This is a genomic window from Sphingobacterium sp. UBA5996, assembly GCF_002429765.1.
GTDB lineage: Bacteria > Bacteroidota > Bacteroidia > Sphingobacteriales > Sphingobacteriaceae > Sphingobacterium.
The window spans coordinates 154,627-171,297 of the sequence record NZ_DJAS01000024.1; the positions used below are offsets into that span (position 1 = coordinate 154,627).

Genomic DNA, 16,671 nt, shown 5'->3' on the forward strand with positions numbered 1-16,671 from the left:
TAGTAATTATTTCTTATCTAGCCAACCATGACATCGGGTTAAGTGGTGTCGTTCCCTGTAACACAGAAAACTCTACCATCGGAACCCCAGTATCTGAGTCGACATCAGCTGTTCCTATGGTTTGTCCTGTGCTTATTTTTTGTCCTTTTGAAACATTTACACCTGCCAAATTCATATACACTGTAAAGTATTCCCCATGTTTAATCATGACAATACGCTGTCCCATCATTGAAACTATACTTAACACTTCTCCATTAAATACTGCTTTCACAGCTGCACCGCTCGACGTTTGAATTTTAACCGTCTCATGATCCCAATTGACGTTTCTACCAACACTTTCTGAACCAAACTCTTGCATGATCTTCGCATTGGAAACAGGCCAAGGTAAACTACCGCGATTAGATCTAAAATCATTCGAAAGTTTAACAGCTTCCGGTGTGCTGCGCAAGATCTCAGAATCTGATTTTCGCGCAGTATTGCTGCTTTTTGAACTTGCGGCATTTTTATTTTTTGTATTCGTTGTAGGCTCATTTGCTTTACGATTTCGCTCAGCTGCAGCTTCAGCCGCACGGCGCGCAGCCTCAGCCCGGCGACGTTCAGCCTCAATCTCCCTTCTAATGATTTCCTTAATGGCTGCATTGATACGACGCTCCTCTTTTTGTTTTTGCGTAATATCTTTTTTCACGCCACGCTCTGTAACGATCAATTCACTTAATTGCCCTGAATAAACGGATCTTTGTTGCGATATGGTTCTCTTCTCATTTTCCTGCTCTTTCATTAAAGCAACCTGTTTGTTGCGGTCAGCTTGCAACTGAGCAATTTTCTGTTCAATCTGCTTCTTGGTATTTTCGATGTCGGCAGCTTTCAGCTTTCTAGAATCGTTGAACTGTTGTAAATATTTTACTCTTCTAAACCCTTGATTGAAATCTTTCGATGCAAAAATAAACATCAATTTATTGTATGCATTCCGATTTCTGAAAGCAAACATAACCATTTTCTCATAGTCACGTTTCATCTTCTCCAATTCAGCCTTTAATTTACTCACTGCAGCCGTATTGGCATTAATATGTCTATTAATCACAGCTACTTCGGAAGTAATGGTATTTATCTTCTGCTCGCGCAAATTAATCTGCTTACTCAATGCTGTCACTTGTTGTTGGGTCAATGATTTTTCTTTTGCAATTTCTTTGACCGTATTTTGTAATTCAGCAATTTCACGATTGAGCTTCTCACGTTGCTTTTCAAGTTCAGCTCTAGTTTGCGCCGATGAAATCCCAATCATGAATAGGAAAACAGCTATACCAAGTATTGTCTTTTTAAAGTTCATTTACAGTACTATTTTTTTGTGTTTGCCATCTTTCTAACTTATCACTTCATATCCTACTTTAGCAAACTAATTGCGAAAGTAATAAATCTAAATCATATAGACATCCTGTCATCGGATTACCTTATATCGCGACGATACTGAAAAAGGCATTTCGACAGGTTCATTAAAAGTAACTTTGTTAAAATTAATTTCTGTCTTAATTTCTTGGCGGCCATCAGAAATGATCATTTTTAAAAGCATCGGAAATTCCTGTCCCGAAGCCATAGCATATTCGCCATAGTTAGCTTCCAATAATTGTTTCTTTGAAAGCTGGGCTAATCTAAATTGATAAGGCCTATTGTTATTATTCAACCTATACAAAAAATCCAACTCATTGAGTTTACCGTCCAACTGAACGGACATTGAATCCTGCTTAAAGTTTACCTGATCAATATCAGACAGGAGATCCACAGATAGGTTGGCCAGCAATAAGTCTTGTAAGTTTCCAAAGGTCAGATCGGAGCTGGCGAAACGGTATAGATAGTCAAAAGGCTTAACCATATATTCACTTTGGAACTTATTGAGGATCTGAACACTGTCTGGCGTTATTAGAACACGCGCCACTTCGATACCCAATGTAGCAGAAATGGAAATCCAGATTCGCTTGTCCTTTTCTATTCTAATCGTCGAATTGACGTCATAACTGTCCTTTCCCATATCAAGCCTCATTTTAGCTTTTCCCGAAAAAGTCGAATAATTCAAATTGGTCAAAAAAAGATTGCGTAAACTATTTTTCTTTGCCTCTCTGGTATTATCCTTTATAATCAATTCGTTTTGAGCCCTCAGCTCAGCTTCTTTCAGCATCCTCTTCTTCGAACTACAGGAAGAGAGCAACATCACTACAGCACAAGCCCAAACAATTTTATTCCACATAACTTTTTGTGTCAATCTTCTTTTTCAATTTCAGCTTATTATCATCCGAATCCACTCCTTTTTCCAAAGCCAAAGTCCATTGTTTAACAGCATCGTTTGTTTTTCCTAACTTAAACAGAATATCACCATAATGCTCCAGCAACACCGAAGTTTGTGGATTAGTATTTTTTAATGCCTTTTGAATCCAAACTAATGCTTCGTCATATTTTCCATCGGCAAATAGCACCCAAGCATAAGTATCCTCAAACGTACCATTATTAGGTTGCAAATCTGTTGCCTTAGCAGCGTATTTCGTAGCCTCATCAAGTCGCTCCTTTCTTAACGACAAATAGTAGGCTAAATTGTTCATTGCTGTCACATTTGTACTATCAAGTCGGATGGCTTCCATGTAAGCTGCGTCGGAAGCTTTATACATTTTAAGCGAGTTATAGATATCACCCAAGCCGCCATAGATATTTGCTTGTAAGAATGGAGATTCCTCCTGTGCATTATTGAGTGCTGCCTCCATAAACTTCCGACTATTTTCCATATCCTTCTTCATCAGATAAGCCATACTGGTAAAATAGAGTATTGTAGCGTTATTAGGCACATAATGCAAAGCCTCTCCGCCATGAGCGATTGCCTGATCGAATTCACCTTTATCCATATCTAAGCTCATTAACATTCGCCAGGCATCGATCTGATAAGGGTTCATACTAACCGCTACTGCCAAAGAGCTTTGCGCAGCAGTTTTATCATCTTTTAGCCATAGTACCTGCCCCTTTGCCATATGGCTTTCAGCAATCCGTGGATGAACCTCCACCAAGATATTAGCTAACTCCAGCAGCTGATCCGGTGTATAAGGCCCCTTTGGATTCAATAAGGTCATTATGATTCGATTTTTGTCTGCAAAGTCTATCTTTTTAGATAGAAACCCTTGTTTGAGTGCATCAAAGGATAACTTGAACTTTTTATCAAATCGGTATAGATCAGCTAAATCAAAATAAAGAAAGTCTTCTTTTGTGTTGAGAATTCCCTTATTGATATATTCAAGTGCTAGCTTCGAGTTTTTGGAAAGATTATAAGCTTGTGCCAGCTGACCATACACCTGGGCTAAAGAAGTCCCTTTATCCGCCCAGGGCTTCAAAAGCTCAATGACACTTTTATAATTGCCAGCATCATTGAACAACACACTACCGACCATATCCAACGTATCGGAAGCACCTGCAATTTCTTTGGTTTTATAAAAATACTCTAAGGCCACATCTTTATATCCGCCATTAAAAAGAAGCATGATGCGTTCGCGTTTAAGTGACGCGGTGTTATTATCATCCTGATCAATCAGCTTATCGAGATAAATCAATGCACTGTCAGCATCATTTTTACTTTTAAAAGCGTCGACTGCGAAACTCAGATATTCTGGCTTAGACTGGATATCCAGCGCTTGCTTAATGGCTTGAATCGCTCCATCCTGATTTCTCATCTGAGCAAGAAGAATCGCTTTAGTGAAATAGATATCGTCTGCCTGCGGAAAGTCTGCGATGATAGCGTCAAGAGAATCCATACCTGGTCCAATTTTGCCTTGCTTCAATATCTCTTGCACATTTTTAAATCGGGTATCATATGGTTTTGTTTTCCTATCCTGTGATTGCGCGTGCAATGAATTCACTACCAAAAGGAACACGCCAATAAAACTTAAAAATCGTTTATTCAAAAAATTAAATCTCATCTACTTCCGCTAAATAATTAAAAATTTGTTCCTGCAATATACTAACTAATGTAACAATATTCATTCGAGGTAGTTGTAAAAATATTGAGATTAGGGGGGAGTGTGGGAAATTCGACTCGTTTTCAGCAAAATAAGCAAAATAGATTTTAAAATATAGAATATTAGATGTACCTTTGCAGACCCTTGAGATAAGGGGAAGAAAAATTTTTTAATAAATTATTTAAACAAAAGCAAGTGAATACGTTAAGTTACAAAACTGTCTCTGCCAACAAGAACACCGTTAACAAAGAGTGGATCGTTGTTGACGCTGAAGGAGAGATTTTGGGGCGTTTGGCGAGCAACATCGCGAAAGTAATTCGTGGTAAGCACAAGCCTACATTCACCCCACACGTAGACTGTGGAGATAACGTGATTGTTATCAATGCAGACAAAATCAAATTGACAGGAAACAAATTAGGCGACAAAGTTTACGTACGCTACACTGGATATCCAGGTGGTCAGCGTTTCGTTTCTCCTAAAGAGTTAATGGCTAAATTCCCTGAGCGCATCATTGAAAAAGCTGTTCGTGGTATGCTTCCTAAAAACCGTTTAGGTCGTCAATTGTTTAAGAACCTTTACGTTTATGCTGGTACTGAGCACAAGCATGAAGCACAAAATCCAAAACCAGTTAAATTTTAAGGAGAATCGACATGTCAACAACTAATACTTCAGGAAGAAGAAAAACTGCTGTTGCCCGCATTTACTTAACTGCTGGTAGCGGAAACATAATCATAAACGGTAAAGACCACAAAGAGTATTTCCCAACATTACCTTTGCAATACATCGCTACTCAATCTTTGAACGTAGCTGGTGAATTAGCAAACTTTGATGTAAAAGTAAACGTTAACGGAGGTGGTGTTAAAGGTCAAGCAGAAGCTGTTCGCTTAGCGATCGCAAAAGCATTGGTTGAACTTAACCCAGAAGTTAAACCTGCATTACGTGCTAAAGGTTTAGTAACGCGTGACGACCGTATGGTTGAGCGTAAGAAACCAGGACGTCGTAAAGCTCGTAGAAGATTCCAATTCAGTAAACGTTAATCAAAGGAGGATCAAAAAATGGCAAGAACTACTTATCAAGATTTATTGGATGCAGGTGTGCACTTTGGTCACCTTACACGTAAATGGGATCCGAAAATGGCTAAGTACATTTTCATGGAGCGCAACGGTATCCACATCATTGACTTGAACAAAACACTTACGAAGTTAGAAGAAGCTGCATCAGCTATCAAACAAATCGTAAAATCAGGTCGCAAAGTTTTATTCGTAGCTACGAAAAAACAAGCAAAAGAGATCATCGCACAACAAGCTAAAGAGGTCAACATGCCTTTCGTGACTGAGCGTTGGTTAGGTGGTATGCTTACAAACTTCGCTACAGTTCGTAAGTCTATCAAAAAAATGTCTAACATTGACAAAATGCAAAAAGACGGTACTTACGATGTATTGTCTAAAAAAGAGAAGTTGATGATTCAACGTGAGCGTATCAAATTAGAAAATCTTTTAGGAGGTATCGCTGATTTGAACCGTTTGCCAGCTGCTTTATTCATCATCGATGTGAAAAAAGAACACATCGCTGTTTCTGAAGCAATGAAATTAAACATCCCTACTTTTGCAATGGTAGATACAAACTCTGATCCTTCAAACATTGATTTCCCAATCCCTGCAAATGATGACGCTAGCAAATCTATTAGCTTAATCGCAGGTATCATTGGTCAAGCAATCCAAGAAGGTTTGGACGAGCGCAAACGCGACAAAGAAGAAGAAGCTGAAAAAGATGCTGCTGCTGCTAAAGCAAAAGCTGATAATGGTGAAGCTTCAGAAGCTAAACGTCCTCGCAAAGCGAAAGACGGAGAATAATATTTTTATTCCAAACCGGATGGCGTAGCGTTAGTTTCTGGAAAAGTTTACTTTTCTTGAACTAGCCTATCTGTCCGGTTTTTTGTTTAACAGAACCCGTTTAGCAAGGAATGTTAAACTTCATATTAGCTTAACCTTTTTTAAGTTAATATTGTACAAATTTCAGTCGTAAATAATAATAAAAAGAAATAAACATGTCAGTACAAATTTCTGCATCAGATGTAAACAAATTGCGTCAACAAACTGGCGCTGGTATGATGGATTGTAAAAAAGCTTTGGTTGAGTCTAATGGTGACTTCGAAGCTGCTGTAGATTACTTGCGTAAAAAAGGCGCTAAGGTAGCTGCTAGCCGTCAGGATCGCGACTCTAACGAAGGTGTTATCATCGCTAAAGCTACTGCTGATGGCAAATCAGGTATTGTAGTTGAAGTTAACTGTGAAACTGACTTCGTAGCTAAAAACGCAGACTTCGTAGCCTTCGCTGAAAAAATTGCAGATATTGCATTAAACCATAAGCCTGCTTCTTTAGAAGAATTAAAAGGTTTGGAACTTGATGGCAAAAATATCGCTGATTCTTTAATCGAGCAAACTGGTGTAATTGGTGAGAAAATCGACGTTTCTAAATACGAAACGATCACTGCTGAAAAAGTTATCGCTTATATTCACGGTAACTACCGTTTAGGTGTATTGGTAGGTCTTTCTGCTGACGCTGCTGGTGCTGAAGAAGCTGGTAAAGATGTTGCAATGCAAATTGCTGCAATGAATCCTATTGCAATTGATAAAGATGGTGTCGATCAAAACACAATTGAGCGTGAAATCGCTATTGCAAAAGAGCAAATCATCGCTGAAGGAAAACCAGCTGAAATGGCTGAAAAAATTGCTCAAGGTAAATTGAACAAATTCTTCAAAGATACAACCTTGTTAAACCAAGAGTTCGTAAAAGATTCTTCTAAAAATATTGCACAATTCTTAGATTCAGTTTCTAAAGGATTGACTGTTACTGCTTTCAAACGCGTACAACTAGGCGCGTAAACCTACCTCCATTCTATTCGTAGAAATGGATCTAACTAAAACAGGAGCTNNAGCTCCTGTTTTAGTTAGATCTTTTTTCCTCACTATACAATCTTCCCCGCCCCGCCCTTTTATTTTATATCAAATTTTATGTAACTTAAGGATACATAAAACTGGACGATATATGGGCATGTTAAAAGAAAATGCACTAAAAGGAAAACGAATTCTGATCACTGGTGGTGGTACGGGGCTAGGCAAAGCAATGACAGATTACTTTCTCGAGCTTGGGGCCTCTTGCTTGATTACAAGTCGCAAAGATGATATTATACAACAGACAGCAAAAGAATTATCAGAAAAACATCAGGCTAAATGTCTTGCTGTGGCGGGGGATGTTCGCAATTATGATGATGTTGAACACGTCGTTTCATTTGGATATGAACATTTCGGTGGAATAGATATTCTCATAAATAATGCCGCTGGAAATTTTATCTCCCCTACTGAACGTTTAAGCCATAGAGCCTTTGAATCTGTCATTGGAATTGTCCTTCAAGGGAGTATAAATTATACCCTCGAGCTAGGAAAAAGGTGGATCGCGCAAAATGAACAAAATAAAGCTGTACTCAGTATTGTCACAACCTATGCGTGGACGGGATCTGGATATGTCGTACCATCTGCAACAGCCAAGGCTGGAGTTCTAGCGCTAACCCGTTCGTTGGCTGTGGAATGGGGGAAAAAAGGGATACGACTAAACGCTATAGCACCAGGTCCATTTCAAACCTCCGGAGCCATGGAACGCTTGTTGCCTGGAGAATTAGGCGAACTTCTCTCCCCAACCAAACGTATCCCTTTGGGTCGCCTGGGTGAACTACAGGAACTTGCTAACCTCGCTGCTTATTTAGTATCTGACTATGCAAGTTATATCAACGGTGATATCATCACGATAGATGGTGGAGAGTGGCTTAAAGGAGCCGGCGAATTTAATGGTTTGGATGTTATTCCGCAGGACCAGTGGGATAATATTGAAAAAATGACTAGGAATGCAAAAAGCACCTAACAATTCATTGGGATCAAAAATTATTTATATTTTATCATGAATGTAAATCCATAATTGTTCCATTACAACAAGAGGAAAAATTAAGTGTTTATTCTATTTTTCTTAGGTTTGTAGTTGGTATTTATTCAATAGAATCGTACATATGACGAATTTATCTTTCTCTTCTCAAAAAATCAAGCAGAAACAAAAAATAGAACTAAATAAAACAGGCTTTGATTTTGCTTTAGTATATATATTGGAAGGATCGATCCTATCTAAAGAAAATAAGTTGAAATTTTCGAAAGGAAACTTACTCTTTTTGAATAAGACATTTGAAACACTTGACACTAAGAAAGATGCAATAGTATTTGTACTTTATTTTTCCGGTTCCTATTTTAAAGATCTTCATTTTATACAGCAAAATTTCAGACTTTCTTTCAGCCCGGTGGATATTTTCAATTCGAAGACATTTTTAAATAGGAGCCTATCCCTTAAGAAAGAAAATAAAAAATTGACAGAGCAGGTATTCGAACTGATACATCAATATGACCGTGAGGACGCAACGACTTCTATTTTCATATTCCACCAAATTATGTCTCTTTTCGCCTTAGTGGAAAATATTGTAAAGGACCTGGGCCTGCCTATTCATGCATCTTATGAAATGTCTCAAGAGATCGAGCAATATATTCATCAAAACATTTATTTTCCCGACAAATTACAAATTAAATCGATTGCCGATCAGTTTCAAATTTCCGCTAATTATTTTGGTGCATTTTTTAAAAAGCGATATGCTGTGAGTTATAAAACATATATCGATGATATTCGTATTAAACTTATTGAAGATAGGTTAGCTTCCAATACATATAGCATGAAACAAATTGTAGAAGAACTTGGATTTAACGATGAGAGTCACTTGACTAATTTTTATAAGAAGAAACGAAATATTACACCAAGCTCTTATAAAAGAGCTAAAAATAGCGCCTGATTAGTTGTCGAGCTGAATTCTACCATGGACACTATAATTTAGACAAAGCTGAATGGCTTCTCCTAAAACTAACATGTTCTGCCCTTTTTAAAATGAAATTTTATCTTTTTGGTATTCGATTGGTATTCCAATAGCACTTGAGCCCCATTTTGTCTAGTAAAATCCAAACTTTTTTTTATATGAACTGTTTTAATGATGAATAAAAATTAGCAGAATTATGTCAAAAAAAGAATATAGAAACGGGAAAGTTGAAGAAGACTATCCAGATAAAGATCAGGACCTTACTTTTAACAAAGAGCTTGACAGTTATGAAATGGATGTCGAAGGTAACGATCCAGATTATGCTCATCCAGCTGATTACGATACTATTGCAGAGGGTGCTGTTGATGATGATTCAACCTATGACAATTCAAATCCATTTGTGGGAGATGAATATGCTTCGAAAGATGAACTTCAGGATGAAGATTTGGATCAGGCGAACATGCGAATTGAGACTTTTGATCATGAACGGTTATCTCCTTTAGACAAGAAATTAGCAGAGAATGAAGAAGATTTGAGAGATGATCTTGATGAAGAAGGATACCCTAAAAATGACAGATAGTTTCCGAAAATAAAACCATTGTAAGGGACCAAAGGGTCCCTTTTTCTATTTTTTGAAATAAGAATCTTCTATTTAAAAAATACAGTCTATACCGATCTCAACAGTAACCATAACTCCCAATTTTTACGTAAGTTTACTTTGAAGATTGTTATCATATGCAAAGTATATTACCGCTCATCCGGATCGTTGACCTCAAAAAATCGTACGGAACCAAGGAAATTTTGAAAGGAATCAACCTCGACATATTCCCAGGCCAAGTTATCGGATATATTGGCCCAAATGGGGCAGGCAAATCCACCACCGTTAAAATATTGACGGGACTAATTGAAGATTTCACAGGCACTGTAGAAATTAATGGTATCAACATTCAAGAAGATCCATTGGCCGTGAAAACATTGTTAGGATATGTTCCCGAGAATGCAGAATTATATGAAGTACTGACTCCAATTGAATATCTAGATTTTGTAGGTAAACTCTATGGAATGGAAAGTAATATTATTCTGGAGCGTTCCTTAAAGTTATTGGCTGCTTTTGGTCTTGAATCAAATGCAAATAATAGAATGGACACCTTCTCAAAAGGAATGCGTCAAAAAGTACTACTGATTTCTGGAATTATTCACAACCCTCAAATTATTGTTCTGGATGAACCCTTATCTGGACTTGATGCCAATGCTGTTATTTTTGTTAAGGAGCTTATTTCCTTGCTTGCAAAAGAAGGAAAAACAATTTTCTACTGCTCCCATATGATGGATGTTGTCGAAAAAGTATCCGATCGAATTTTACTTATAAACCAGGGGAGCATTATTGCGGATGGTACTATTGAGGAGCTAAAGACAGAAGCTAACGAATCTTTGGAGCATATATTTGCAAAATTAACAAATAGTGGCAGCAATACATTGGATGTCTCCAATATCATTAGAGCAATTCAATAACATGGAAAAACTCATCTTCAAGTTTATTCTTCTGTTTCCTGGGGTTTGGAAAAGCTTAGGTATTAATTTTGAACAGTTTAAGATCATCTTACAAACAAAAATCATTTTAGAAAACCGAAAACCTATTAGTTTTCGGAGACGTAGAACGGAGAAATCGTCCTCATCGTCTTCGATTTTACAATTTGTGTTATACCTGATTATTGGCTTGGTATTCATGGCCATACTTTTGTCGATTCCAGATAGATATTTAGCTGTTTCTATCATGCTGCTCACCTTTATCAGTATGCTTAGTATTACATTGGTTACTGATTTTTCACCTATATTATTAGATACCCGGGACCAGTATATCATTATGCCGCGTCCAGTTAACGACAGGACCCTATCGATTGCGCGAATAACTTTTATTGCAATAAAGCTGTTTAACCAAATAATTGCACTAACCGCACCAGTACTTGTTTATGTATTGTTTAATTGGGATATTACTTCAGTCCTTGTTCTATGTTTACAGCTTATGTTCAGCACCTTAATCGCTCTCATCGGTGTCAACGGATTTTACCTGATCTGTATTAAATACCTGCCCATCCAAAAGTTTAAAGATGTTATTACTTATATACAGATAGGCCTCTCACTGGTTCTTTTCCTGTCCTATTATGTTGGTCCAAATCTGATTCAATCTATTGTAGAATCTCATTTGACGATGGAACAGCTCCGATTTCTTTGGATATTTCCGAGTACATGGATTGCATCTTTTCAACCCTTAATCTTTGGAGACCAAAATTTACCCATTATCATGCTATCCATATTGGGGGCACTCACTCCCCTTGCAGGTGTCTATGCCTGTATCAAGTTATTTTCACGTGGATTTAATGCAAAAATAGCTGCATTGGCAAGCGCAGACAGCTTCCCCAATGAAAATTTACCTTTGAAGCAGAATCATGGATCTAAACTGCCTGTTTATAAATGGATATCCGCGAAAGTATGTTCATCCGCAGTTGAAGAGGCAGGATTTGGCATTGTATGGCTGATAAGTGCTAAAACAAGAGAATTTAAACAACAGCTCTACCCTTCGTTGGCTTATTTGCCTATTTACTTTACTTTTTTATTTATACGTACTGGAGAAGAGCTCCCAATGGCAGACAAGATATTAAAAATTCGGGATTCAGGCCTGTATATCATTATGTTCTATCTATCATTACTCACTATTTTAACCGTTTTCCAGCTTATTACTCAAAGCAACAAGTATAAAGCAGCTTGGATCTATCATACCGCTCCCATACACAAGCCGGGACAGTTGATGACCGGCGTTCTTAAGGCTTGTCTCATTAAGTATGTTTTACCTTTCAACGTCGTGTTTTTATGTATCTGTATACCCCTATTTGGTCTCAATTCAATTAATGATCTACTATTATCTTCTGCAGTTGGCGGCATTGAAAGTATTTTGATTATGCTTTTTATGGTCAAAAGCTACCCGTTTTCAAAAGCAAACCAATCCAATTCTAAAGCAATAACCAATTTATTCATCTTAGGCCTTTTGGGGATATTGGGCTTCTTACATAAAACAATCTTTCACTTCGAAACGCTAATTTGGATCTTAGCCGGACTCGGATGGATCATATTCTTTTTGATGTTAAAGTATTTACAGAAAGAAGATTGGAAAAGCCTTGCTTATGACGACAATTGATGAAACATACAGATTGTCTACCACCAACGAATAACATTTGAACAGGCATTTTGCTAAAAACGCTTAATCTCTTTAGCCGAATATCTAAAGAGGCAAGCAGTATTCAGAGGGGGTAAAAAAATAACTATTCTCCATAAGGCAATAAAAGGGCTATACTTTCCTCTAGCCACCAAAATAAGGTATTTTGTAAAACAAGATATTTTACATAAAAAAAGCATCAACCTAAAGAGATTGATGCTTTTAGTAGCGGGGAGCAGAATCGAACTGCCGACCTTTGGGTTATGAATCCAACGCTCTAACCATCTGAGCTACCCCGCCGTTTCGGTATGCAAATATACCACTTCATGTGTCAATTCAAAAGATTTTTTTATTTTTTTACCAATTATCTAGTATTAAAACCGTCTATTAAGCGCAACAAACTCATTTTTAACCAAGTAAATTTATTATCTAAAAAAAGCACATAACTTTTAAAAATTTGATCGTATTAAAAACGTAATATTTATCAAAATAAGGACTCAACTTTTCATAAAAAAACTTGCAATAACAAAATAAATATGTATTATTACAAATAATAAGTTTATGCAATAAAAAGCAATTTTGGAAGAGATTTGTAGCGGGGAGCAGAATCGAACTGCCGACCTTTGGGTTATGAATCCAACGCTCTAACCATCTGAGCTACCCCGCCATTTTGGGAATGCAAATATAGCTTATTTTTGATTTAAACAAACTAATATTTAAAAAAACATTTATATGGCAGATAAAATAAAATTCCAACTAGAATATATCATCAACTCTTCACCTAGAATTTTATTTCCGTATTTGCAAGAACCAAACGAATTGGCACAATGGTTTGCAGATGATGTAAACTATAAAGACACCGTTTATACTTTCATTTGGGATGATGAACCACACCGAGCAAAAATTGTAGCATCGAAAGAAAATAAATCCGTACGCTTTAAATGGCTCGATGATGATCCCTATTATTTCGATCTGGAGATCGACCAAGATGAACTAACAAATGATGTTGCTCTTAAAATAACTGATTTCGCTAAAGAAGAAGATCTTGAAAACAGAAAATTAATTTGGAAAAATTCAATAGTCTACCTTCAGAGTGTTATAGGTGCATAAAAAAGCCTATCTTTGCAATATAATCCACCAAGAACTCCTAGGGGAGTTCTTTGGTGTAGAGATGCCTTAATGCAAAGGCATCAATTTGCTTAGCGTCACGGATGAAAAAAGTTCATTTACTTATTCTTCAAGCTTTCATAAAACCATTTATTGTCACATTTTTTATTGTGATGTTTGTGCTATTGATGCTTTTTCTATTCAAGTATATAGATGATTTGATTGGAAAAGGCTTCGAATGGTACACAATCATGGAGTTAATTGGCTATCAATGCGTTGTTCAAATTCAAATGGCAATGCCCTTATCCATGTTACTCTCCTCCATTATGACATTTGGAAATCTGGGTGAAAGCTATGAATTGGTTGCAATTAAGGCTGCCGGCGTATCTTTGCGCAAAGCGATGACTCCGCTATTCGTACTCGTCGCAATTTTCGCAACAAGTTCTTTTCTTTTCTCCGACTATATCCTTCCTGTAGTTAATCTGAAAATGGGGACATTACTTACAGATGTACGTAATAAAAAGGCCGATTTCCTTATTAAACCCGGAATATTTAACAATACGATCCCAGGCTACTCCATCCGCGCCCGAGGAAAAAACAAAGCGGGAACAATTCTCTACGACTTGATGATCTACGATCACCGCGGTGGCAATACGGCCAATAATGTACTTATGGCAAAAGAAGGCTATATCTACAATTCTCCCGACAACAATTATATGATTCTTAAACTTAAGGATGGTATACGTTACGAGGAGGCCCGAACTAAAAACTCCAAAACCTACGATCCACGTCAGCAATTTACGCGATTTAAATTCAAAGAAACTGAGCAAAAGTTTGATATGGGAAGCTTTCAACAGGGTAAAACAGATGAAAACCTCTTCAAGAGCCACCATGCCATGTTAAATTTGAAACAGTTGGACATGTATATCGACTCGAATCATATTAAGTTAGATAGTATGGGAAAAGCAATTTCCCGGACATTAGATACGCGATATAATATCTACTCGAAATATTTTAGTGCCAATCAACCTGGACAGCCCAAGGTCAAAGAAGCTAAAATCAAGCCTTTTAAAAATCTGATTACCGATCTTGTACCTCAAGAACAACGTTCACAGGTTACTATGAATGCACTAAACCAGTTGAATTATCTGAAGGAAGATCTGAATGGCCGTACGCTTGAGTTTAAAGATTATAAATCGAAAGATATCCGCTATCGCATTGAGTGGCATCGCAAGTTTACCCTTGCTGTCTCCTGTCTTTTGTTGTTTGCCATCGGAGCTCCGCTTGGGGCCATTATCAGAAAGGGAGGGCTTGGTCTTCCTGTAGTTATGGCCATTATATTCTTTCTGATTTATCATATTATTTCTACGGTAGCTGAAAAAACGGCTAAAGACGGCGCGATATCATCGGGTGTGGGGATGTGGATGGCAATCATTGTCTTAACACCACTTGCTGCTTTTCTAACGTATAAATCGACAACAGACTCCGCTTTATTTGATATTGATCAATATAAGTTAAAAGTAGAAGCCGCATGGAAATGGGTGAAAGAAAAGTTTTTAAAAAAGAATAATTTAAAAGAATCACATTAGATTGTGACAGGGCTATTATAAATAAATTTAGATTCTACACTAACTTTGTACCAATTACAATATATCAATAAATGGATTTCAAATTAAACACGATCGAAGAAGCGATCGCTGATATACAAGCAGGAAAAGTAGTAATCGTAGTGGATGACGAAGACCGCGAGAATGAAGGAGACTTTGTCACTGCTGCTCGCAATGCCACTCCTGAAATCATAAACTTTATGGCCACTCACGGGCGTGGTTTGGTATGTGCTCCGATAACGAAAGAAAGAGCAGATGCATTACACCTTGATCTCATGGTGGGGCAGAATACAGCGGTATATGAAACGAACTTTACTGTTTCCATTGACCTTCAGGGATATGGCTGTACAACAGGAATTTCTGCGTCAGACCGTTCGAAAACAATTAAAGCAATGATTGATCCTAATATTCACTACGAAGAATTAGGTAGACCAGGTCATATTTTCCCTTTAATAGCAAAAGATGGCGGCGTGCTACGTCGTACTGGTCATACTGAGGCTACAGTTGACCTGGCTCGATTAGCAGGATTTGAACCTGCAGGTGTATTGGTTGAGATTTTAAAAGAGGACGGCGAAATGGCTAGGCTTCCCGAACTCATGGATGTTGCTAAAAAATTCGATTTAAAGATCGTAAGTATTGAAGATCTGATCGAGTACCGCCTTAAACACGACTCTTTAATCAATGAAGAAGTCACCGTTAATATGCCAACACAATATGGTGATTTTAAAATGAAAGCTTTTACGCAGAAAGATACTGGCGAACAGCATTTAGCTCTTTACAAAGGTGACTGGAATGAAGACGAGCCTATTTTAGTTCGTGTGCATAGTTCTTGTGTTACAGGAGATATTTTTGGGTCTTGCCGATGCGATTGTGGCCCTCAGCTGCACAAGGCAATGGAAATGATCCAGCAGGAAGGTAAAGGTGTCATCGTGTACATGAATCAAGAAGGACGAGGTATTGGACTGATCAATAAACTACACGCATACAAGTTGCAAGAAAATGGATTAGACACAGTAGATGCCAATGTACAATTAGGATTTAAGGCAGATTTAAGAGACTATGGCGTAGGTGCACAGATCCTAAGAAATCTGGGGGTCACAAAAATGCGCCTCATGTCAAACAATCCTACAAAACGTGCTGGTTTGGTGGGCTATGGTCTTGAAATTGTAGAAAATGTACCTATTGAAATAACAGCAAATCCATTTAACGAAGAATATCTAAAAACCAAACGGGATCGTATGGGTCATACGATCATGAAAAATTTATAAGGACGATTTCGAAAAAGCGGTGTCTCAAAAAGCGCCGCTTTTTTCACTCATATGCCCCCCGCCATAGTAATTCCTTCCTTTTTTATGATCCTTTCATGGCAGTACTCTCAATAAATAGCAGTAACTTCAGCGTATGGAACAACAAAGAAAACATATCATTTTTTTTGATGGGGATTGCTTGATTTGTAATCGGTTTGTTCAAAAACTATTAAGAATAGATCGTAAGAAAAAATTCTTATTTAGTTCCCTGCAGTCCGAATTTAGTAGGGCCACGCTGAAAAATATTCCCAAAAACATTGATTCAATCGTTTATTTATCTCCTGAAGGCAGCTTTATCAAAAGTGAAGCTGTGCTCAAAATCATTAAGCAATTGGGTTTTCCCTACACCATATGTTATTTACTGAAGATTTTACCCATTGCATGGAGAGATGCGCTTTATGACTATTTTGCTAAAAACCGTTATCAATGGTTTGGAAAAAATGAGTCTTGTAAGATACCTTCAAAAGCTGAAAGAGAAAGGTTCATTTGAACGAGAAATAAATTATTGAACAGAATTTCAATTTGAGGTGTTTAAACTATACTTGTAACAA

General features: G+C 37.4%; 16 protein-coding genes and 2 tRNA genes. 13 read left to right on the plus strand and 5 right to left on the minus strand.

Annotation, left to right across the window (positions count from 1 at the left end; all coding sequences use genetic code 11):
• Positions 1-13 precede the first annotated feature (13 nt).
• The 3 genes from B3E00_RS19100 to B3E00_RS19110 form a co-directional block, all read right to left on the minus strand.
• Positions 14-1,327 carry a murein hydrolase activator EnvC family protein gene (locus tag B3E00_RS19100; protein ID WP_293881875.1) on the minus strand — a complete coding sequence of 438 codons (1,314 nt, stop codon included), beginning with the start codon at positions 1,325-1,327 and terminating at the stop codon, positions 14-16.
• Between the two features lie 108 nt (positions 1,328-1,435).
• The gene (locus B3E00_RS19105) at positions 1,436-2,239 is read right to left on the minus strand and encodes a DUF4292 domain-containing protein (RefSeq protein WP_209581468.1); all 804 of its coding nucleotides are present in this window, start codon (positions 2,237-2,239) and stop codon (positions 1,436-1,438) included.
• Positions 2,229-3,947, minus strand: a complete 1,719-nt coding sequence (locus B3E00_RS19110; RefSeq protein WP_293939708.1) for a tetratricopeptide repeat protein — start codon at positions 3,945-3,947, stop codon at positions 2,229-2,231. Before B3E00_RS19110 ends, B3E00_RS19105 begins: the two co-directional genes overlap by 11 nt.
• 234 nt (positions 3,948-4,181) lie before the next feature.
• On the opposite strand from B3E00_RS19110, the gene rplM reads away from it, so the two are divergent.
• From rplM to B3E00_RS19155, 9 genes are all read left to right on the plus strand, one after another.
• Complete coding sequence (gene rplM, locus B3E00_RS19115) at positions 4,182-4,625, plus strand: 50S ribosomal protein L13 (protein ID WP_046671993.1); 444 nt, start codon at positions 4,182-4,184, stop codon at positions 4,623-4,625.
• Between the two features lie 11 nt (positions 4,626-4,636).
• Positions 4,637-5,023, plus strand: coding sequence for a 30S ribosomal protein S9 (gene rpsI, locus B3E00_RS19120; RefSeq protein ID WP_209581462.1), 387 nt, complete (start codon positions 4,637-4,639; stop codon positions 5,021-5,023).
• Between the two features lie 18 nt (positions 5,024-5,041).
• On the plus strand, positions 5,042-5,839 hold the full coding sequence (gene rpsB, locus B3E00_RS19125) for a 30S ribosomal protein S2 (RefSeq protein ID WP_075994149.1): 798 nt from the start codon (positions 5,042-5,044) through the stop codon (positions 5,837-5,839).
• A 194-nt stretch (positions 5,840-6,033) separates the two neighbouring features.
• Complete coding sequence (tsf, locus tag B3E00_RS19130) at positions 6,034-6,870, plus strand: translation elongation factor Ts (protein ID WP_209581459.1); 837 nt, start codon at positions 6,034-6,036, stop codon at positions 6,868-6,870.
• A gap of 169 nt (positions 6,871-7,039) precedes the next feature.
• Complete coding sequence (locus B3E00_RS19135; RefSeq protein ID WP_293888980.1) at positions 7,040-7,903, plus strand: SDR family oxidoreductase; 864 nt, start codon at positions 7,040-7,042, stop codon at positions 7,901-7,903.
• 142 nt (positions 7,904-8,045) lie between these two features.
• Positions 8,046-8,867 carry a helix-turn-helix domain-containing protein gene (locus B3E00_RS19140; RefSeq protein WP_293888822.1) on the plus strand — a complete coding sequence of 274 codons (822 nt, stop codon included), beginning with the start codon at positions 8,046-8,048 and terminating at the stop codon, positions 8,865-8,867.
• 217 nt (positions 8,868-9,084) lie between these two features.
• Positions 9,085-9,468 (plus strand): hypothetical protein, encoded by a 384-nt coding sequence (locus B3E00_RS19145; protein ID WP_293888820.1) that lies wholly within the window; start codon positions 9,085-9,087, stop codon positions 9,466-9,468.
• A gap of 155 nt (positions 9,469-9,623) precedes the next feature.
• On the plus strand, positions 9,624-10,400 hold the full coding sequence (locus B3E00_RS19150; protein ID WP_293888818.1) for an ABC transporter ATP-binding protein: 777 nt from the start codon (positions 9,624-9,626) through the stop codon (positions 10,398-10,400).
• Position 10,401: 1 nt separating this feature from the next.
• Positions 10,402-12,081: a hypothetical protein gene (locus tag B3E00_RS19155; protein WP_293881853.1), complete on the plus strand. Its 1,680-nt coding sequence runs from the start codon at positions 10,402-10,404 to the stop codon at positions 12,079-12,081.
• Between the two features lie 244 nt (positions 12,082-12,325).
• Here the strand turns inward: B3E00_RS19155 and B3E00_RS19160 are convergent.
• A tRNA-Met gene (locus B3E00_RS19160) sits at positions 12,326-12,399 on the minus strand.
• A gap of 293 nt (positions 12,400-12,692) precedes the next feature.
• A tRNA-Met gene (locus B3E00_RS19165) sits at positions 12,693-12,766 on the minus strand.
• Between the two features lie 65 nt (positions 12,767-12,831).
• Between B3E00_RS19165 and B3E00_RS19170 the strand changes: the two genes are divergently transcribed.
• From B3E00_RS19170 to B3E00_RS19185, 4 genes are all read left to right on the plus strand, one after another.
• Entirely contained in the window at positions 12,832-13,209 is a 378-nt protein-coding gene (locus B3E00_RS19170) for an START-like domain-containing protein (protein ID WP_028070596.1), read from the plus strand.
• A 101-nt stretch (positions 13,210-13,310) separates the two neighbouring features.
• A complete protein-coding gene (locus B3E00_RS19175) occupies positions 13,311-14,795 on the plus strand; it encodes an LptF/LptG family permease (protein WP_293881846.1) in 1,485 nt (494 codons plus the stop codon).
• Between the two features lie 71 nt (positions 14,796-14,866).
• Positions 14,867-16,081, plus strand: coding sequence for a bifunctional 3,4-dihydroxy-2-butanone-4-phosphate synthase/GTP cyclohydrolase II (locus B3E00_RS19180; protein ID WP_293881844.1), 1,215 nt, complete (start codon positions 14,867-14,869; stop codon positions 16,079-16,081).
• A 133-nt stretch (positions 16,082-16,214) separates the two neighbouring features.
• Entirely contained in the window at positions 16,215-16,610 is a 396-nt protein-coding gene (locus B3E00_RS19185; protein WP_293939710.1) for a thiol-disulfide oxidoreductase DCC family protein, read from the plus strand.
• Positions 16,611-16,671: the final 61 nt, after the last annotated feature.